Raw genomic sequence first — 18549 nt, 5'->3', positions numbered from 1 at the left:
CCGACAGCCCCGGCGACGGGTACCAATATCCTGTGCCGGGGCGCAGGGCTACGCTGGAGGGATGACCTCTTCCTCTCGCACACCGTCTGCCATCGACAGAGTCGCCGATGAGTGGGTCGACACCATCGCGGTGCTCGCTCCGACGCTCGGCACCTACATCGGCCGGGACGACGTCAACGACCGTTTCGGCGACCTGAGCCCCGAGGGGCACGAGGAGATCGTGCGAGCGACTCGTTCGACCCTCGCCGCGCTCGAAGCGCTCGAGCCCGTGGACGCGATCGATGAGGTCACCAAGACCGATCTGGCTGCCGAGCTGAGTCTCGACCTCGAACTGCACGATGCCGACTGGCACCTGCGCGACCTGAACGTCATCGCGTCGGAGGCGCAGGACGTACGGTCGGCCTTCGACCTGATGCCTACGGCGACGGCGGACGACTGGAGCGTCATCGCCACCCGCCTCGCCGCGGTCCCTGATGCGCTCCGGGGCTACACCGAGACCCTCCGTGCAGGCATCGCCGCCGGAGTGACCCCCGCACGCCGTCAGGTCGTGGAAGTCGCGACGCAGATCGATCGCTATACCGCCGATGACGGATTCTTCGCTGCATTCGTCGCCGAGGCAGCGCCTCAGGAAGGCAATCTCCCCGCATCGCTCGCCCGTACTCTGGCTGACAACTCGGCCGCCGCTCGGGTCGCCTACGACGAGCTCCGCAGCTTCCTCGCGGACGAGCTGGCACCGGCAGCGACTGAGACGGACGCCGTCGGCCGAGAACTCTACGCGCTCAACTCGCGACGTTTCCTCGGAGCGACGATCGACCTCGACGAGACCTATGAATGGGGCCGCGAAGAACTCGCCCGCATGGTCGCGGAGCAGACCGCGATTGCGAACGAGATCCTGCCCGGAGCCACCGTTGAAGAGGCTGTCGCCCATCTCGAGGCCGACCCGTCCCGCAAGCTCGTGGGCACCGATGCTCTACAGCGCTGGATGCAGGAGACGAGCGACCGTGCCGTCGCAGAGCTCGGCGCGACGCACTTCGACATCCCGGAGGCGATCCGGACCCTCGAGTGCATGATCGCTCCGACGCAGGAGGGCGGCATCTACTACACCGGCCCCACCGACGACTTCTCACGCCCCGGCCGGATGTGGTGGTCGGTGCCCGAAGGCGTCACCGAGTTCGATACCTGGCGGGAACTGACGACCGTCTACCACGAGGGCGTCCCGGGGCACCACCTGCAGATCGCCCAGGCGGTCTACAACCGCGCGGAGCTCAACTCCTGGCGCCGTCTGCTCGCAGGGACGTCGGGACACGCCGAGGGATGGGCGCTGTACGCCGAACGTCTGATGCAGCAGCTCGGCTACCTCGACGACCCGGCGGACAGGCTCGGCATGCTCGACGGTCAGCGGATGCGCGCAGCCCGCGTCGTGCTCGACATCGGTGTGCACCTCGGCAAACCTCGTCTCGACGGTCAGGGCACGTGGGATGCCGACTACGCCCTGGACTTCATGCGCAAGAACGTGAACATGTCCGATCAGTTCGTGCAGTTCGAGGTCAATCGGTATCTGGGCTGGCCGGGGCAGGCTCCGTCGTACAAGGTCGGCCAGCGCATCTGGGAGCAGGTGCGCGACGCGTATCAGGCTGAGCGTGGCGCGGACTTCGATGTGAAGGAGTTCCATAAGCGCGCGCTCGACATGGGCGGGGTCGGACTCGACACGCTCCGCACGGCACTTCTGAATCGCTGAGGGAATGCCGCGCCGGTGTGCGCTGTTCATTCAGCTGAATAGAAAGGGCTGACATGAGCATCGAGTTCGGACTGGACACCTTCGGAGACATCACGAGAGGCGACGACGGCGAGCTCCTGACCGGCGCGCAGACGATCCGCAACATCGTCGAGCAGGCGGAGCGAGCCGACAGCGTCGGAGTCGACTTCTTCGGTGTGGGGGAGCACCACCGTGAGGAGTTCGCGGTGTCGTCCCCGGAGATGGTGCTCGCCACCATCGCAGGGCGCACAGAGAACATCCGCCTCGGCACCGCCGTCACCGTGCTCTCCTCCGACGACCCGGTGCGCGTCTTCGAACGGTTCTCGACACTCGACGCGCTCTCCAGCGGACGCGCCGAGGTCGTGCTCGGGCGCGGATCGTTCATCGAGTCCTTCCCGCTCTTCGGATACGACCTCCGCGACTACGACGCGCTCTTCGAGCAGAAGCTCGAGCTCTTCGTCGAGCTCCTCAAGGAGGAGCCGGTGACCTGGTCCGGCTCGATGCGCGCATCGCTCGAGAACGCGAATGTCTTCCCGAAGACGGAGAACGGTCTGCGCACCTGGGTGGGTGTCGGCGGCAGCCCCGAATCCGTCGTGCGGGTCGCCCGCCACGGACTGGGCCTGATGCTCGCGATCATCGGAGGTCCTGCGGGGCGATTCCGTCAGTTCGTCGACCTCTACCACCGCTCGATTGCGTCCTTCGGCACGACGTCGCATCCGATCGCGGTGCACTCGCCTGGTCACATCGCCGATACCGACGAGGAGGCGTGGGAGGCCGCGTACTCCGGTTTCGAGGCGATGAACAACACCATCGGTCGCGAACGCGGGTGGCCTCCCTACAGCCGGGCGCGGTTCCAGAACGACGTCGGTCCCGCGGGTGCCCTCTACGTCGGTTCTCCCGACCGGGTCGCGGCCAAGATCGCCGACACCGTCACGACGCTCGGACTCGGGCGATTCGACATGAAGTACGCCACCGGCACGCTGTCGCACGACTCGATGATGCGCAGCATAGAGCTCTACGGGTCCGAGGTCATCCCTCGGGTGCGCAAGCTGCTGGCCGCCCAGGACTGACGCGGGACTCGGCAGCGCGGCGCTCCCCTCTACGATGAGGGGATGGCCAATACCGCGCTGCCGAGCCGGGCGTCCATCGCCGGGCGTCTCGATGAGCTTCCGTTCACGCGCCGCCACCTTCGTCTGCTCACAGGATCAGGCGTGGGGTGGGCTCTGGATGCGATGGACGTGGGACTCATCTCGTTCATCCTCGCCGCACTCACCCAGCAGTGGGGCCTGACGAAGGCGGATGCCGGGTGGATCGCCTCCGTCGGCTTCATCGGAATGGCGATCGGCGCAACGCTGGGCGGACTTCTCGCCGACCGGCTCGGACGGCGCCAGGTCTTCGCTCTGACGTTGCTCATCTACGGCATCGCCACCGGAGCGAGTGCGCTCGTGAGCGGCCTCGCCGCGCTTCTCGTGCTGCGCTTCCTGGTGGGGCTGGGGCTCGGCGCCGAGCTTCCCGTGGCGTCGACGTACGTGAGCGAGTTCGCGCCGGCGCGCATCAGAGGCCGACTGATCGTCATCCTCGAGGCGTTCTGGGCGGTGGGATGGACGGCGGCCGCACTGATCGGCTTCTTCGTGATCCCCGCGTCCGACGCCGGCTGGCGCTGGGCGTTCGCCCTCGGCGCGATCCCCGCGGTCTACGCACTGATCGTGCGCTGGGGACTGCCGGAATCGCCTCGGTGGCTCGCGTCGCGCGGGCGCATCGCAGAGGCCGATCGCATCGTCTCGGCATTCGAGGCCGACGCCGGTGTCGAGCCGGGGCCTGCGATCAGACGCGAGCCGATGTCGCGGGCGATCGCCGTGACGACGCGAGCTCGTCTGACGACACTGTGGAACGGCGAGTTCCGCGTGCGCACCCTGTGTCTATGGGTCGTCTGGCTGTGCGTGAATTTCGCGTACTACGGCGCCTTCATCTGGATCCCCAGCATCCTGGTCGATGCAGGCTTCGATCTCGTCCGCTCGTTCGGTTTCACTCTCATCATCACGCTCGCGCAGCTTCCGGGTTACGCCGTCGCCGCGTGGCTCATCGAGGTGTGGGGTCGACGCACGACGCTGTCGGTCTTCCTGATCGGCTCGGCGGTCTCGGCCGTCTTCTTCGGCACGTCGACGACCGAAGCCGCGATCATCGCCTCGGGCATGGCTCTCTCGTTCTTCAACCTGGGCGCATGGGGTGCGCTGTACGCGGTCACCCCGGAGATCTACCCGACCTCGCTTCGCGGCACCGGCGCGGGCTGGGCCGCCGGAGTGGGGCGTATCGCGTCCATCATCGCTCCGCTCGCGGTGCCGGTCGTGCTCGTCGCCGGGGGCGCGCCGGTGCTGTTCGCGGTGTTCGGCGCGTGCTTCGTGGTCGCGGCCGCGGCGGCATGGGGCCTGGTCGATCGCGGCGGGATGGCGCTGGACGACCGCTGATGCGCCTGGTGTCGGCGAGCGGGAATAGGCTGTCGAGGTGACAGACGTTCGTTATGTGGCCATCGGAGATTCCTTCACCGAGGGAGTGGGTGATGTGCTGCCCGACGGCCGCGAGCGAGGCTGGGCCGATCTCGTGGCTCAGGGGTGGGCCGATGCCGCCGGCCATTCGATCAGCTATGCCAACCTCGCCATCCGCGGCAAGCTGGCTTGGCCGATCGTCGAGCAGCAGCTGGAGCCGGCGCTCGCGCTGCGCCCGACCCACCTGTCGTTCAACGGCGGAGGCAACGACATGCTGCGGCCGCGGACCGACCTCGAGCACATCGCTGACGCGTTCAGCCGGGTCCTGCGCCGCTGCGACGAAGAAGGCGTCACCCTGATCCTCCTCTCCGGAGCGAATCCGAGCGGCCAGCTCCCGATGGGATCGCTCGTGCAGCGGCGAGGCGACCAGCTCTCGGATGCCGTGCTTCGACGCGTCGAAGGGCGCGACGATGTCGTGCGCGCATTGAACTGGCCCGACCGCGAGTTGGCAGATGCGAAGTACTGGTCCGAGGACCGCCTGCACATGAACGCCGCCGGTCACCACCGCGTCGCCGCACGGGTGCTGAAGGGGCTGGGCTACGAGCCTCCGTCGACCTGGTGGTCACCGACAGCCCTCACCGCGGGTGGCCCCGCGGGGCTCGCCTACTATCGAGAGTTCGTCGGCCCGTGGGTCAGGCGACGCGTCACGCGCACCTCGTCCGGTGACGGACGTGCCGCGAAGTACCCCGACTGGGTCGAGAGGGTGCCGCAGGCGTGACCGATATCGAGATGCGACCGATCCGGGGCGGGTCGGTCACACTGCATGATGCGCGCCGAAAGGTGGAACGCACCGTCAGTCTCGAGGATTTCGAGATCGGCGTCTTCCCGATCACCGAGGAGCAGCTGGCGGAGATCCTTCCGATCTCCTCACGCCATCCCCGTCGACCGGCCGCGGACCTGAGCTGGTTGCGCGCGATCCACTTCTGCAATGCCGCATCGGAGTGGGAGGGATTCGACCCGGTCTACCGATTCGACGGCGAGGACGTCACGTGGGACGTGACCGCAGACGGCTATCGTCTCCCGACCGAAGCCGAATGGGAGTACGCGTGCCGGGCAGGGTCGACGGGGCCGCACTATGCACCTCTCGCCGAGGCCGCGTGGACGAGTGCCGACGGTGTGTCGGCTCCCCAGGAGGTCGGCGGCAAGCTGCCCAACCTCAACGGGCTGTTCGACATGCTCGGCAACGTGTGGGAGTGGTGCTGGGATCTGCTGGATCCCGCGCGATACGACGACTATCGCGTGTTCCGCGGGGGCGGCTTCGCAGACGATTCGTGGAGCGTCCGCGCCTCGGTGCGTCGCGGAGGAGGACCCCGCATGCACCATGAGGACGTCGGGCTTCGAGTCGCGCGCGGCGCGTATGAGACTCCGGGAGAAGCTCAGGGGTGGTCGACGCGCGCCGACCAGGAGAGAGCAGCGTTCGACGGCCCGGTGCCGTTCGGCTGGACGCCGTTGCGGCGCCCAGGGCGCTGAATCGCTCGAGGCCGTCTCATCGCGACATGGGCCTGATCATGTACCGGCTCAGTCCCTCCGGCTCGGAGAAGCCGAACTTCGCGTAGAGGCCGTCCGCATCGCTGGTGGCGAGCATGATGCGCTTCACGGTCGAGGTCTCCTGCAGATCATCGACGATGCCCTGCACGAGCATCCTTCCGATTCCGATTCCGATTCCGAGTCCTCGTTCGAGAAGGTGAAGCTCGGGGGCATGAGCACCATCCTAGGATTCCTCAGCGTCGCCGCTCAGGATCCAGCCCCATCCGGATGCGGGTGCGCTTGCGTTCGATCACGATGAAGGTGACACCGAGGATCCACAGCGGGATGGGCATGAGGAACGCCACTCGGAACGCCTCCAGCGAGTAGGTCTCCGGCGTCCCCGCGCCCTGCAGGTCGAGTGCGAGACCGATAAGGAAGATCGCGATGAGAGCGGCGATGAAGCCACCGGCATTCGTCACTCCTGTGGCCGTGCTGAGACGATGCGAGGGGTTGTGCGTGCGCGCGTGGTCGAAGGCGATCATGCTCGCCGGGCCTCCCGTCGCGAGCGCCACGGCGAGGACGTAGAGCAGCCAGAGCGGAGCCGGTTCGGGCAGGGCGAGGACGGCGACCCATGCGACGACCTGCACCCCGACGGCCGGAAGGACGAGTGCGAGCGAACGCTGATTCGGCAGCCGACGCGAGAGGTCTCCGATGATGGGGCCCAGTGCCATTCCGGCGATCACATACACCGAGATGATGCCCGCAGCATGCGCCGTGTCGAGCCCCTGCGCTGCGGTCAGGAAGGGCATTCCCCAGAGGAGGATGAACGCCGTGCCCGCGAAAGGTGTCGTGAAGTGCGACCAGAACGCGAGGCGGGTGCCGGGGTGCGCCCACGCGGCGCGGATGCCGACACCGGTGTCGATCGCCGACGTGACGACGCGGATGACACCCGTGTCGGTGTTGACCGTCACGTCGGCCCCACGCTCCGCCGGGTGATTGCGGATGACGAGCGCGACGAGAATGGTGAACAGCACGCCGAGCCCCGCGATGCTGCCGAAGGTGATCGTCCACGTCGTCGCGTGCAGGAGTGCGGCGAGGGGCACGAGTGCGATCAACTGTCCCGCCTGCCCGATGATGCCGGTGAACTGGACCATGATCGGCCCGCGCTGCGCAGGGAACCACGTCGCCACGAGCCGCAGCACGGCCGGGAAGATCGCCGCGTCGCCGGCGCCGAGCAGGATGCGCGCGAAGATCGCGATGCCGATGCCGGGGGAGAGGGCCATGGTGAGCTGACCTGCAGCCATGAGCAGCATGCCGATCGTCATGATCGGGCGCGAGCCGAAACGGTCGAGCAGGATGCCGATCGGAATCTGCATTCCGCCGTAGACGGCGAGTTGGACCACGGCGAACAGCGCGAGGGTCGACGCGTCGGCCTGGAATCGATCCGCGGCCTCCACCCCGACGGCGCCGAGGGAGGTGCGGTTCGTGATCGCCAGGACGTACGCCGCGACGCCGACACCCCAGATGAGCCAGGCTCTCCATCCCGGGGCGGTCACGGGGGAGCGGGGAACCTGATGCACTCCTCCCACGGTACTCCTGGTCGCGACCTCCCCTGTCGCGCAGCCCGCCCTCTCGGTTGTCTGGCGCATGTCGGATGCTGTCGCTAGCGTGGCCGCATGACACCCGCACCCGTGCACCACGCCATCCACTACGTCGAACTCGTCGTCAATGATCTCGAGACGGCGAAACGGTTCTACCGCGACGCCTTCGGATGGGTTTTCGTCGACTACGGTCCCGCCTATGCAGGGATCGCCTCGCCCACAGGCGACGGATCCGAGGTCGGCGGGCTGCTCCTCTCCGATCAGGGGCGCCCGCCCGGTGGCCCTCTCGTGCTGTTGTACTCCGACGATCTGGATGCCACCCAGGTGGCGATCACCGAGGCCGGCGGTGCGGTCGTGCAAGGTCCGTACGAGTTCCCCGGCGGCCGCCGCCTGCACTTCCTCGACCCGAGCGGCAACGAGCTCGGCGTCTGGTCCTCACGCTGAGGGCAGAATGAACCTGTGACCGAACAGCCTGATCTCGACACACTCATACGCCCCGAGCGCGCCTCTGTCCGCATCCGGCGGACGAACCTGCACGGTTCCGACGCGGTTGCGGTGACCCATCTCGTGCGGACGTACCTCCTACAGACCGAGGACGAGAAGCGGGAGCACGGGATCGCAGTGCCATCCCCGCCCGGCACGCTGCCGCCGCATTACAGGCAGGAGGCTGATGACCCCGCTCTGGCGTACGCCGGGTGCGTTGTGCTCATTGCAGAGCTGGACGATCAGCCCGTGGGAGTGGTCGTCATCCGGCCGGTCGCCGGAGAAGCAGAGGTCAAGAGGTTCTGGACGGATCCGAGCGTGCGGGGACGAGGCGTCGGCGGTGCTCTGCTCGATGCCGCCCTGGAGGTCGCGGGTTCCCCTGTCCGGCTGTCCGTCTGGCATTGGCGTGATGCGGCGATCCGTCTGTATGAATCCCGGGACTTCCTGCGTGTCGAATCCTGGGAGGATCGCGAGGCCCTCGTGTGCATGGTGCGACACCGCGACACTTTGCCCTTGCGCTAACCGTTCAGGTGCAGAATACTTTCATCTATGGCTAACCATGAAGGCGTGAACGGAGTATTCCTCGCGCTCGCAGACCCGACGCGGCGGGAGGTGATCCGGATTCTCGGATCGGGTCCGGCGAGCGTGGGGGAGTTGGCGAAGTCGTTCGCGATCACGCTGCCCTCTTTCATGAAGCACGTGCGCACGCTGGAGGAGAATGGTCTCATCCGCACGACCAAGCGCGGACGCGTGCGCACCTGCAGCCTCGACCGCGATCGACTCGCCACCGTGGGGGACTGGCTCGACGCTCAGCGCCGAATCTGGGATTCCCGTACCGATCGACTCGAAGTGGTCGCTGCAGGACTGGAGGAGCGCCGATGATCGACACGCTGGCGGCCGAGAACCCCGAGGCCCCGTGACGAACACATCCGGCCGAGCGGGCGCAAGACCCCTTCCTGGTCGCCTGCGGACGGCGCGCCTGATCCTTCGGCCGCAGACCGCCACCGACGCGACCGTCTTCCACACGCTCTGGACCGAGCGGGATGAGCGCGTGCCGGCGCACCGGAAGCTGGACGCAGCCGGACACCCTACGGCGTCCGACATCGCCGCGCACATCACCGATCCGGCCTCGGAGCGATCGAGCCTGCTCACAGTGGAGGACGCGGTGTCAGGGGAGGTTTACGGATACTGCGGGCTCGTCTTCGACGCGAACGGCAACGATGAGGAGCCCGAGGTAGCGTTCGAGCTCCTCCAGGCCGTGCACAATCGCGGATATGCCACGGAGGCCGCGACGGCGGTCCTGCGGTGGGCTGCCGAAGCGGGCTATCGCCGTGCGTGGGCGGGAGTCTGGGAGTGGAACGTGAGTTCGCGTCGCGTGCTCGACAAGCTGGGGTTCGTGGATTCGGGCCGATCGGGCCGCGTCAGCGAGCACGGTCGCACCCTCATCACGGTCCGCGACCTCGGGACCGAGCACACCCCGATCGAACGCACCGAGCTCGTCGAGCATCAGGATCTTTCCACATCGCAGTTGTCAGCGCTCGGCAAACTCTTCGACTCCGAGTACCGCGTGACGCACGGCGCCTGGAATCCTGACCGCCCGTACGGGTATTCGCCGGCGCATGTTCATGTGATGCTGTCGATCGGCCGGATCGTGATCGCGCATGTCGGCTTTCAGCGACGCACGATCAGTGCAGGCGGCCACGAGATCGTCGTCGCCGGAACCGGGGGAGTCCTCGTGCATTCCGACTGGCGCGGCAGCGGGGTCGGGCGACGGGTGATGGCGCGTGCCCAGCAGGCGATGCGGGACGACGCGCTGGTCGACTTCGGGTACCTCGGATGCCGTGAGGCGGTCGTGCCGTTCTATGAGAGCACCGGCTGGAGGCGGATCCGCGCGCAAGAACGTCACATATCGATCGCCGACGGTTCCGACGCGACCGAGCCCTTCGGAGCTCCCATACTCATCTACGACGCATCTGACTCGCGATGGCCGCCGGGGGACGTCGATCTGAGGGGTACGCCCTGGTGACGCTCAGGCCTCCAGGAGAGGGCGCTTCTCCCTCGAACTGACATAATGTGCATTATCGGCTATTACCCGTTCCGGTGGCTCCCGCTGCGCCGTCGTCCAGAACGCCGCGGGACGGCCGGTGTCATTCGAGGTCGTATCCGGGTGGATACTCGATCTCCAGCGGCTGACTCGTCGGAGACTCGATAGAACGGGTGCGCTGTCGCAGTCGCTCGACGAGTTCGGGATCCTCGATCTCCGGACCCTCGCCAGCGGCCTCCTTGGACACGATCTGGCTCGCTGGACCGATGAGGAACTTCGCGACGGCTGTGCCGCCGTCGTTCTCCCGCACCGGGATCTCGACGATCTCCGCACGCTCATCGTCTCCCAGTGCTCGGCTGTAAGCCAGCAGCGCATCGGCGATCGCATCTCCAGTGAGGTACTCATCTCCGGCGTAGATGATCTTCTGCATGCTGCTTTTCTAGAGGATGACGCCGTCGACAAGATCTCCCTTGATCCGCGACTCGTTATTTGCTACGAGAACGATGCGAGCGCATCGCTAGGCTCTAGGCGTGAACGGTAGCAACATCGACATCGATTGGACGGTCGCCCGCGACGCCAATCAGGACAACTGGAACGATCGCGTACCGCTGCATGAGGTCGCCTACGGTCTCGACGCGTTCGACGATCCTTCGCATCTCAGCGACGTCGTCAGTGCCGATCTCCCGGTGCTTCGCCGATTCCTGCCCGACGGCAGGATCACGGGACTCGACCTGTGCCATCTGCAATGCCATATCGGTACCGACACCGTCTCGCTGGCCCGTGCGGGAGCGACCGTCACCGGCGTCGACTTCTCGGCGCCGGCCCTTGCTGCGGCCGAAGCGCTGGCCGAGCGCACGGGGGTTTCGGCGACATGGATCGAGACGGACGTCCTCGACGCACGCGCAGCCGTGACGGGTGACTTCGATGTCGTCTACACGAGCATCGGCACGATCACCTGGTTGGACGACCTCGACCGCTGGGCTGCGCAGATCGTCGGCCTGCTGCGTCCGGGAGGCACGTTCTTCATCCGCGACGGACATCCTGCTCTGTACGCGCTCGACGAAGATGCGCCGACGCTCGTGACCCGCTACCCGTATTTCGGCGACGGCCGGGCGCAGCGATGGGACGACGAATCGACCTACGCCGGAGACGGCAAGGTCGCGCACCCGCGCACGTACGAATGGCCGCACCCGCTCTCGGAGATCCTGGGGTCGCTGTTGAAAGCGGGCCTGCGTCTTCTGCACTTCGACGAGGGACGAACACTCCCCTGGCGGTTCAGTCCTCGGATGGTCGAGGTCCCCGGCGGGTATGCCTGGCCTGAAACGGAACGGAACCTTCTCCCCTGCACGTACACGGTGGTCGCACGCAAGGACTGATCGCTCGTCGCGAAGGTTCGTACTCATCTGGCGACACGACTCGTGACATGGCGCCAGCCGCCCGCTCTACGCGCCGACGTACTCTGCCAGATGCTCGCCCGTGACCGTCGTTCGCGAAGCCACGAGTTCTGCGGGGCTTCCCTCGAAGACGACGCGGCCGCCGTCGTGGCCCGCGCCGGGACCGACGTCGATGATCCAGTCGGCGTGCGCCATCACAGCCTGGTGATGCTCGATGACGATCACGGTCTTTCCGGATTCGACGAGTCGATCGAGCAGTCCGAGGATGTTCTGGACGTCAGCGAGGTGGAGCCCCGTGGTCGGCTCGTCGAGCACGTACGTGTCGCCCTTCTCCCCCATCTGGATGGCCAGCTTGATGCGCTGGCGTTCGCCTCCGGACAGAGTGGACAGCGGCTGTCCCAGCGACAGGTAACCGAGGCCCACATCTTCGAGGCGTCCGAGGATCGTCGCTGCCGCCGGCAGCTTCGCCTCCCCCTCGGAGAAGAACACCCGTGCCTCGGCGACCGGGAGATCCAACACCTCTGTGATGTCCTTGCCCGCCAGCTTGTACTCGAGGACGGCAGCCTGGAAGCGCTTGCCGCCGCAGTCCTCGCAGGGTGTCTCTATCGTGTCCATGAACCCGAGTTCGGTGATGATGACACCGGCGCCCTTGCAGGTCGGGCAGGCACCCTCGGAGTTCGCGCTGAACAGGGCCGGCTTGACGCCGTTGGCTTTGGCGAAAGCCTTGCGGATCGGTTCGAGCATGCCCGTGTAGGTGGCGGGATTGCTGCGCCGTGATCCCTTGATCGCGCCCTGGTCGATCGCCACGACCCCCTCGCGCTTCGACACGGACCCGTGGATCAGGGAGCTCTTGCCTGAACCCGCGACCCCGGTCACGACGGTGAGGATCCCGGTGGGGATGTCGACATCGACGTTCTGCAGGTTGTTGGCCGAGGCGCCTCGGATCTCGATCGCGCCGGTGGCACTGCGCACCGAATCCTTCAGCGCGGCTCGATCGTCGAGGTGGGCGCCGGTGCGGGTTCCGCTGGCCTTCAATCCCTCGATGGTCCCCTCGAAGCAGATCTCACCGCCGGCGCTTCCGGCGCCGGGACCGAGATCCACCACGTGGTCTCCGATGGCGATGGTCTCCGGCTTGTGTTCCACCACCAGCACGGTGTTGCCCTTGTCGCGCAGGCGCAGCAGGAGGGTGTTCATCCGCTGGATGTCATGCGGGTGGAGGCCGATGGTCGGCTCGTCGAACACGTACGTGACATCGGTGAGAGACGAGCCGAGGTGACGCAGCATCTTGATGCGCTGCGCCTCTCCCCCGGACAGCGTCCCAGATGGACGCTCGAGGCTCAGGTATCCCAGGCCGAGCGTGACGAACGCGTCGAGGTTCGCGCTCAGCGCCTCGAGCAGGGGCGCCGCCCCGGGGAGTTCCAAGCCTCTCACCCACTCGGCGAGATCGGTCACCTGCATGCGGCAGGCATCGGCGATGCTGATGCCGTCGATCTTGGAGGACCTCGCTCCTTCGGTGAGGCGGGTGCCATCGCACTCCGGGCATGTCGCGAACGTCGCCACGCGTTCGACGAAGGCGCGGATGTGCGGCTGCAGCGCGTCGAGGTCTTTCGAGAGCATCGACTTCGTGATCTTGGGGATCAACCCCTCGTACGTCATGTTGATGCCCGAGATCTTGACCTTGGTGACCTCGCCGTAGAGGAAGAGCTGTCGCTGCTTCTCGGTGAACTCCGAGACCGGCTTGTCGGCGGGATAGAAGCCCGATGCGGAGAAGCCCTTCACCATCCAGCCGTCCGCCGTGTAGCCGGGAACCATGATCGCTCCCTCGTCGAGAGACTTCGACTCGTCGACGATCTGCGCGAGGTCGAGATCCGACACCGCTCCCCTGCCCTCGCACCGAGGGCACATGCCGCCGAAGTAGATGGCGTCCTTGACGATCTTCTTCTCGCCGCCCGGCCCCGTCATCACTCCGCTGGCCTTCTGAGTCGGGATGTTGAACGAGAACGCCGTCGGGCCTCCGATGTAGGGGTCACCGAGCTTGCTGAAGAGGATGCGCAGCATGGCGTTCGCGTCGGTGACCGTTCCGACGGTGGATCGCGGATTCGCGCCGAGACGCTCCTGATCGACGATGATCGAGGTCGTGAGTCCCTCGAGCACGTCGACGTCCGGACGCGGGACCGACGGCATGAACCCCTGGACGAACGCGCTGTACGTCTCGTCGATCATGCGCCGTGACTCGGCGGCGATCGTGTCGAAGACCAGCGAGCTCTTGCCGGATCCGGAGACTCCGGTGAAGACGGTGAGGCGACGCTTGGGAATGTCGACGCTCACCTCTTTGAGGTTGTTCTCGCGCGCACCCTGTACGCGGATGATGTCGTGGCCGTCAACGGGGTGCGTCGTCATGGTGATCCTCGAGTAGCGACCGGGGTCAGCCGGCCTGGTTGATTCGGAGCAGGTTGCCTGCGGGGTCTCGGAAGGCGCAGTCGCGCACGCCGTAGGGCTGATCCATGGGCTCCTGCACCACATCGGCGCCGTTGTCGACAAGTCGCTCGAACACCGCGTCGAGATCGTCGCTCGCGAGAGTCAGCGCGCCGTAGCTGCCCTTCGCGATGAGTTCGAGGATCGTCTGGCGCTCGGCGTCCGTGATCCCGGGATCGGTTGCCGGCGGGTGCAGCACGATCGACGTCTCCGGCTGCCCCGCGGGACCGACCGTGAGCCACCGCAGGCCGTCGTAGCCGACGTCGTTGCGCACCTCGAAGCCAAGGGCGTCACGGTAGAAGCCGAGAGCCGCCTCGGCATCGGTGTGCGGAAGGAATGCGTAGTGGATGCTGATGTTCATGAGACTCACGTTAGGTGCGCGCCCGTGCGCGGCGCTTCTTGATTCCTGATCGGTCGGATGACGTGCTTCGCCTGGAACGTCGGAATGCCGTCGACGTCGGCGGCGCGCTCACGATACACGCGGGGTGGGACACCGACCAGTTCCGTGAATCGAGTGCTGAACGTGCCCAGCGATGAGCATCCGACTTCGAAGCACACCTCGGTGACGCTGAGGTCGCCGCGGCGCAGCAGAGCCATCGCGCGCTCGATCCGCCGCGTCATCAGATAGGAGTATGGCGACTCGCCGTAGGTCTCCTTGAAGCGCCTGCTGAGATGGCCGGCCGACATGTGTGCTCCGCGGGCGAGCGCCTCCACATCGAGAGGTGTGGCGTACTCGCGGTCGATCCGATCCCGCACCTTGCGCATCACGACGAGTTCGCGGAGCCGCGCGTCATCGTCCGAGGTCACCCCCTGATTTTGCCATGACCGCGCGTGACGGAGTGTGAACGTCGGCGACATATCGATATCGGGTTCCCCCATCCGTCACCGGACAGCGCTACTCTGTCAGCATCCCTCACAGGATTTTCTCAGAAAGGGTCCCCACCATGACTGATTCCCTCGCTTCCGAAGCGAAATCGCTGTTCAAGTCCATTCGAGTCGTCCTGGCCGTCTCCGGTGTCATCGCACTGATCGCGGGCATCGTCCTGCTCGTCTGGCCCGCCAAGTCCGCCGTCATCGTGACGGGCATCTTCGCCACCTACCTCGTGATCGCGGGCCTCGTCTACATCGGGCTCGGCATCTTCTCCCGCGTGAAGGGCGGGTGGGCTCGAGTCGGGCACATCGTGCTGGGCCTCGTGTACATCGTGGCCGGCGTCATCGCGTTCGCGAACCTCGGCGTCGCCGCTGCCACTCTCGCGCTCGTCGTCGTCATCTTCATCGGCATCAGCTGGATCGTCGACGGAGTGGTGGCGTTGTCGCTTCTCGGAAAGGACGGCTCGCGAGTCTGGACGCTGCTCTACGCTCTGCTCAGCATCATCGCCGGTATCGTCGTCCTCTTCTCGCCCCTGTACGCGGCAGCCGTGCTCTGGCTGGTGCTCGGCATCTCGCTCGTCGTCCTCGGGATCGTCCAGATCGTGCGCGCGATCACACTGGGCAAGGACGCGAAGGAGTTCGTGGCATCGGCGAAGGCCGACTCCGCGCTCTGATCCTCCCCGCAACGCGAAGAGCCCCGACCACGCGGACGGGGCTCTTTCGGTGCTATCAGCCGCTCACTCCGCGACGAATGCGCTCACATCGCCGACGAGACGCGTGTTGTCGGCGGGGACAGCGTCGATTGCCGCGCGAGCGACCTCCGCGGCGAACTCCGACACGTTGTAGAGCTTGCCGGCGGATTCGCGCCGCTCCGCGATCGCTCCAGGGTTGGCGCGCTCGAGCAGAGTCGCGGTGATCGTGCCTTCGATCATGTCTCCGGACACCACGGTGAAGCCGATGCCCTTACCCGCGAGCCCGGGGATCCGCTCGCGGAGCGCGTCTTCTCCGGCGCGCTTCGACAGGGCGACGGGCTCGTACTCCGGCATCGTCGGGGTGGTGCGGATGAAGTGCGCCTGGTGGCTCGTGACGAAGACGACCCGCGCGCCGTCGCCGAGCAGCGGAACAGCCGCATCGAGGACGTTCAGCTGCGCGTCGCGGTTGAGGGTCAGGGCGTAGTCCTCGGCCATTCCCGATTCCATGCCGCCGGAGGCATTGAGGACGAGGACGTCGAGGCGTCCGAACTCGGCCTTCACCGCATCGAACATCTCGCCGACGGACGCGGGGTCGGTCAGGTCGGCACCGACGACCAGCACGCGGCGGCCCAGCTCGCGCAGCTGCCCGGCGAGCTTCTCTGCACGTGGGGCCTTGTTGCGGAAGTTGATCACCACGTCGGCGCCGGCCTCGGCGAGGTAGCGCACGGTGTCCGCCCCGATGCCTCGAGACGAGCCGGTGACGAGGGCGACCTTGCCCTCGAGAGAACCTGCGGGAAGAACGTCGGTCACAGTGACTCCTCTGATGCGTGATTCGCCGTGATGACACGGCGCTTTCAGACTATCAAGCCGGCCCCGTCCAGCCGGGACCGCGCTCGACCTGCGTGATAGGTTGACCGCAAAGGAGGCCGCATGGACAACTTCGCGACATTCGTTCAGTTCATCGACCAATGGGCATGGATCGGTTGGCTGATCCTGATCGCCATCTTCCTCGTGATCGAGATGCTGACTCTCGACTTCACCTTCCTGATGCTGAGCTTCGGCAGCGTCGTCGGGCTCGTCACGGACTTCCTCGGCATCCCGGTCTGGGTACAGGTGCTGATCGCCGCCGCGGCGGCCGCGCTCTTCATCCTGTTCCTGCGTCCGCCGCTGATCAAACGCCTGCATCGGGGCGAGGACCCGACCAAGTCCAACGTCGACGCGCTTCTCGATCTCCGAGGCATCGCGCTGCAGGACATCACCCAGATCTCCGGCCAGGTGAAGCTGAGCAACGGCGACACCTGGACCGCCCGCACCGCCGGAGCCGTGCCGATCCCGCAAGGATCACCGATCGCCGTCATGACGATCAACGGCGCGACCGCGACCGTCCGTCCCGTCAACGACTAGGAGAGTCTCTTGGACGATGCATCGTTCATCCCCGCAGCGATCGGGTGGATCCTCGTCATCGCGATCATCATCTTCGTGGTGGTCACGCTGGCTCGCTCCATCCGAATCATCCCCCAGGCCACGGCCGGCGTGGTCGAGCGCCTGGGCCGATATCACAAGACACTGACGCCGGGTCTGAACATCCTGGTGCCGTTCATCGACCGGCTGCGTCCCCTCATCGACATGCGCGAGCAGGTGGTGTCCTTCCCACCGCAGCCCGTGATCACCGAGGACAACCTGGTGGTCTCCATCGACACCGTCGTCTACTTCCAGGTCACCGATGCTCGCGCTGCGACATACGAGATCGCCAACTACCTGGGCGCCGTCGAGCAGCTGACGACGACGACACTGCGAAATGTGGTCGGTGGACTCAACCTCGAAGAGGCCCTGACCAGTCGCGACAACATCAACGGACAGCTTCGCGTCGTGCTCGACGAGGCGACGGGCAAGTGGGGAATCCGCGTCGGCCGCGTCGAGCTGAAGGCCATCGACCCGCCCATCTCCATCCAGGACTCGATGGAGAAGCAGATGCGCGCCGAGCGGGACCGTCGAGCGGCGATCCTCACGGCTGAGGGAACCAAGCAGTCGGCGATCCTCGAGGCCGAAGGTGCGCGACAGGCCGAGATCCTCCGCGCAGAGGGCGACAAGCAGGCCGCCGTGCTGCGCGCCCAGGGTGAGGCCGAAGCGATCCAGAACGTCTTCACCGCCATCCACCAGGGCGAGCCTGACGACAAGCTGCTCGCGTACCAGTACCTGCAGATGCTTCCGAAGATCAGCGAAGGCCAGTCGAACAAGCTCTGGATCATCCCGAGCGAGCTGACCGAGGCGCTCAAGGGCATCGGCACCGCGTTCACCCCGCGACCGGGACAGCCCCCGACGAACCTGCCGGGCGCGTGACGCACCCGTATTTCGTCAAGGCGCGTCACCCCCGAGTCCTCGCTCACCGCGGTCTGATCACCGCGGCGGGCGGGGACTCCGGTGTCTGGGAGAACTCGGCCGCCGCCGTCGCCGCCGCTCATGCCGCCGGAGCAGAGTACATCGAGACCGACTGCCGAGTGACGGCCGACGGTGACGTCGTGCTCTTCCACGACGCGACGCTGCACAGACTGGCCGACGATCCCCGTCCCGTCGGTGAGGTGCGCACCCGCGAACTCTCGGCGATCTTCTCCGACCACGGCGGGCTGCTCACGGTCGCTGACGCACTCTCCGCCTTCCCGACCACGCGCTTCAACATCGACGTCAAGACCGTCGACGCGGCAGCACCCCTCGGCCCCCTCCTGGCGGACCACACGCATCGAGTTCTCGTGACCAGCTTCTCCGATGCGAACCGACGTGCGACGATCGCAGCGGTCCTGCGCGCGGGGGCTCCGCTCCGACCGGCGACGTCGGGCGGCAGCCGCACCATCGCCGCGGTCCGCGCTCTCTCCGCTCTGCGCCTCGCCCCCGGCCGCGCTCTGCTCGACATCGACGTGCTGCAGATTCCTGAGCGGCATCGCGGCGTGAAGGTGCTGACGCCTGCACTCCTCCGAGCGGCGCACCGGCGCGGCGTCGAGGTTCACGTGTGGACGGTGAACGACGCGGACTCCATGCGACGACTCGTCCGGCTCGGTGTCGACGGCATCGTCACCGACCGCGCCGATCTCGCGCTGGTCACGATCGGCCGCTGAGACCGCCACGCCGCCATTACGCTGTGGCGCTGGGATTCCGCTGTGAATAGCGCCGAGAACGCGCTCGTATGGATGAAGCGCACAGGCTGGAGCGTTATACCTGACAGCGACGAG

21 protein-coding genes are annotated in these 18549 nt (G+C 66.6%); 14 read left to right on the top strand and 7 right to left on the bottom strand.

Annotation, left to right across the window (positions count from 1 at the left end; genetic code table 11):
* The first annotated feature begins 61 nt into the window (after nucleotides 1–61).
* The 5 genes from SOM10_RS02740 to SOM10_RS02720 are packed head-to-tail and all read left to right on the top strand — an operon-like array spanning nucleotide 62 to nucleotide 5769.
* On the top strand, nucleotides 62–1738 hold the full coding sequence (locus SOM10_RS02740; protein WP_320488283.1) for a DUF885 domain-containing protein: 1677 nt from the start codon (nucleotides 62–64) through the stop codon (nucleotides 1736–1738).
* A 53-nt stretch (nucleotides 1739–1791) separates the two neighbouring features.
* A complete protein-coding gene (locus SOM10_RS02735) occupies nucleotides 1792–2826 on the top strand; it encodes an LLM class flavin-dependent oxidoreductase (RefSeq protein WP_320488282.1) in 1035 nt (344 codons plus the stop codon).
* A 42-nt stretch (nucleotides 2827–2868) separates the two neighbouring features.
* Nucleotides 2869–4221 carry an MFS transporter gene (locus SOM10_RS02730; protein ID WP_072591281.1) on the top strand — a complete coding sequence of 451 codons (1353 nt, stop codon included), beginning with the start codon at nucleotides 2869–2871 and terminating at the stop codon, nucleotides 4219–4221.
* A gap of 37 nt (nucleotides 4222–4258) precedes the next feature.
* Nucleotides 4259–5017 carry an SGNH/GDSL hydrolase family protein gene (locus SOM10_RS02725; protein WP_320488281.1) on the top strand — a complete coding sequence of 253 codons (759 nt, stop codon included), beginning with the start codon at nucleotides 4259–4261 and terminating at the stop codon, nucleotides 5015–5017.
* Nucleotides 5014–5769, top strand: coding sequence for a formylglycine-generating enzyme family protein (locus SOM10_RS02720; RefSeq protein ID WP_320488280.1), 756 nt, complete (start codon nucleotides 5014–5016; stop codon nucleotides 5767–5769). Before SOM10_RS02725 ends, SOM10_RS02720 begins: the two co-directional genes overlap by 4 nt.
* A gap of 16 nt (nucleotides 5770–5785) precedes the next feature.
* Here the strand turns inward: SOM10_RS02720 and SOM10_RS02715 are convergent, their stop codons facing one another.
* Both SOM10_RS02715 and SOM10_RS02710 read right to left on the bottom strand, forming a co-directional pair.
* Nucleotides 5786–5935: a hypothetical protein gene (locus SOM10_RS02715; RefSeq protein ID WP_320488278.1), complete on the bottom strand. Its 150-nt coding sequence runs from the start codon at nucleotides 5933–5935 to the stop codon at nucleotides 5786–5788.
* Nucleotides 5936–6020: 85 nt separating this feature from the next.
* Nucleotides 6021–7346 (bottom strand): MFS transporter, encoded by a 1326-nt coding sequence (locus tag SOM10_RS02710; RefSeq protein WP_053096080.1) that lies wholly within the window; start codon nucleotides 7344–7346, stop codon nucleotides 6021–6023.
* Nucleotides 7347–7442: 96 nt separating this feature from the next.
* Here SOM10_RS02710 and SOM10_RS02705 point away from each other — a divergent pair, with 96 nt between their 5' ends.
* From SOM10_RS02705 to SOM10_RS02690, 4 genes are read left to right on the top strand one after another with little or no spacing between them, the layout of a single operon-like run.
* Nucleotides 7443–7811: a VOC family protein gene (locus SOM10_RS02705; RefSeq protein WP_320488276.1), complete on the top strand. Its 369-nt coding sequence runs from the start codon at nucleotides 7443–7445 to the stop codon at nucleotides 7809–7811.
* Between the two features lie 15 nt (nucleotides 7812–7826).
* Nucleotides 7827–8372 (top strand): GNAT family N-acetyltransferase, encoded by a 546-nt coding sequence (locus tag SOM10_RS02700; protein ID WP_285365551.1) that lies wholly within the window; start codon nucleotides 7827–7829, stop codon nucleotides 8370–8372.
* Nucleotides 8373–8399: 27 nt separating this feature from the next.
* Nucleotides 8400–8732, top strand: coding sequence for a metalloregulator ArsR/SmtB family transcription factor (locus tag SOM10_RS02695; protein ID WP_320488271.1), 333 nt, complete (start codon nucleotides 8400–8402; stop codon nucleotides 8730–8732).
* A 34-nt stretch (nucleotides 8733–8766) separates the two neighbouring features.
* Nucleotides 8767–9876 carry a GNAT family N-acetyltransferase gene (locus tag SOM10_RS02690; RefSeq protein ID WP_320488269.1) on the top strand — a complete coding sequence of 370 codons (1110 nt, stop codon included), beginning with the start codon at nucleotides 8767–8769 and terminating at the stop codon, nucleotides 9874–9876.
* A gap of 121 nt (nucleotides 9877–9997) precedes the next feature.
* On the opposite strand, the gene SOM10_RS02685 is transcribed toward SOM10_RS02690, so the two are convergent.
* Nucleotides 9998–10324: a hypothetical protein gene (locus SOM10_RS02685; protein ID WP_053096077.1), complete on the bottom strand. Its 327-nt coding sequence runs from the start codon at nucleotides 10322–10324 to the stop codon at nucleotides 9998–10000.
* Between the two features lie 100 nt (nucleotides 10325–10424).
* Between SOM10_RS02685 and SOM10_RS02680 the strand changes: the two genes are divergently transcribed.
* A complete protein-coding gene (locus SOM10_RS02680) occupies nucleotides 10425–11270 on the top strand; it encodes a class I SAM-dependent methyltransferase (protein ID WP_320488267.1) in 846 nt (281 codons plus the stop codon).
* Nucleotides 11271–11336: 66 nt separating this feature from the next.
* On the opposite strand, the gene SOM10_RS02675 is transcribed toward SOM10_RS02680, so the two are convergent.
* Genes SOM10_RS02675 through SOM10_RS02665 form a run of 3 tightly spaced genes read right to left on the bottom strand, consistent with a single transcriptional unit; the run spans nucleotide 11337 to nucleotide 14528 of the window.
* Nucleotides 11337–13688 (bottom strand): excinuclease ABC subunit UvrA, encoded by a 2352-nt coding sequence (locus tag SOM10_RS02675; protein WP_320488266.1) that lies wholly within the window; start codon nucleotides 13686–13688, stop codon nucleotides 11337–11339.
* A gap of 25 nt (nucleotides 13689–13713) precedes the next feature.
* A complete protein-coding gene (locus SOM10_RS02670) occupies nucleotides 13714–14124 on the bottom strand; it encodes a VOC family protein (RefSeq protein ID WP_056279056.1) in 411 nt (136 codons plus the stop codon).
* 5 nt (nucleotides 14125–14129) lie between these two features.
* A complete protein-coding gene (locus tag SOM10_RS02665; protein WP_232224559.1) occupies nucleotides 14130–14528 on the bottom strand; it encodes a helix-turn-helix transcriptional regulator in 399 nt (132 codons plus the stop codon).
* Nucleotides 14529–14707: 179 nt separating this feature from the next.
* On the opposite strand from SOM10_RS02665, the gene SOM10_RS02660 reads away from it, so the two are divergent.
* Nucleotides 14708–15307, top strand: coding sequence for an HdeD family acid-resistance protein (locus SOM10_RS02660; protein WP_053096073.1), 600 nt, complete (start codon nucleotides 14708–14710; stop codon nucleotides 15305–15307).
* A 63-nt stretch (nucleotides 15308–15370) separates the two neighbouring features.
* Here the strand turns inward: SOM10_RS02660 and SOM10_RS02655 are convergent, their stop codons facing one another.
* Nucleotides 15371–16135, bottom strand: a complete 765-nt coding sequence (locus SOM10_RS02655; RefSeq protein WP_072591275.1) for an SDR family oxidoreductase — start codon at nucleotides 16133–16135, stop codon at nucleotides 15371–15373.
* Nucleotides 16136–16255: 120 nt separating this feature from the next.
* Between SOM10_RS02655 and SOM10_RS02650 the strand changes: the two genes are divergently transcribed.
* Genes SOM10_RS02650 through SOM10_RS02640 form a run of 3 tightly spaced genes read left to right on the top strand, consistent with a single transcriptional unit; the run spans nucleotide 16256 to nucleotide 18435 of the window.
* Nucleotides 16256–16729 (top strand): NfeD family protein, encoded by a 474-nt coding sequence (locus tag SOM10_RS02650; protein ID WP_053096071.1) that lies wholly within the window; start codon nucleotides 16256–16258, stop codon nucleotides 16727–16729.
* A 9-nt stretch (nucleotides 16730–16738) separates the two neighbouring features.
* Nucleotides 16739–17665, top strand: coding sequence for an SPFH domain-containing protein (locus SOM10_RS02645; protein ID WP_053096070.1), 927 nt, complete (start codon nucleotides 16739–16741; stop codon nucleotides 17663–17665).
* Nucleotides 17662–18435, top strand: a complete 774-nt coding sequence (locus SOM10_RS02640) for a glycerophosphodiester phosphodiesterase family protein (protein ID WP_320488263.1) — start codon at nucleotides 17662–17664, stop codon at nucleotides 18433–18435. Before SOM10_RS02645 ends, SOM10_RS02640 begins: the two co-directional genes overlap by 4 nt.
* The last annotated feature ends 114 nt before the right edge of the window (nucleotides 18436–18549 follow it).

It is taken from the genome of Microbacterium sp. CFBP9023 (assembly GCF_034045055.1).
Classification (GTDB): Bacteria; Actinomycetota; Actinomycetes; order Actinomycetales; family Microbacteriaceae; genus Microbacterium.
The sequence above is the reverse complement of the archived record's forward strand: the minus strand, read 5'-3'. Positions and strand labels throughout refer to the sequence as shown.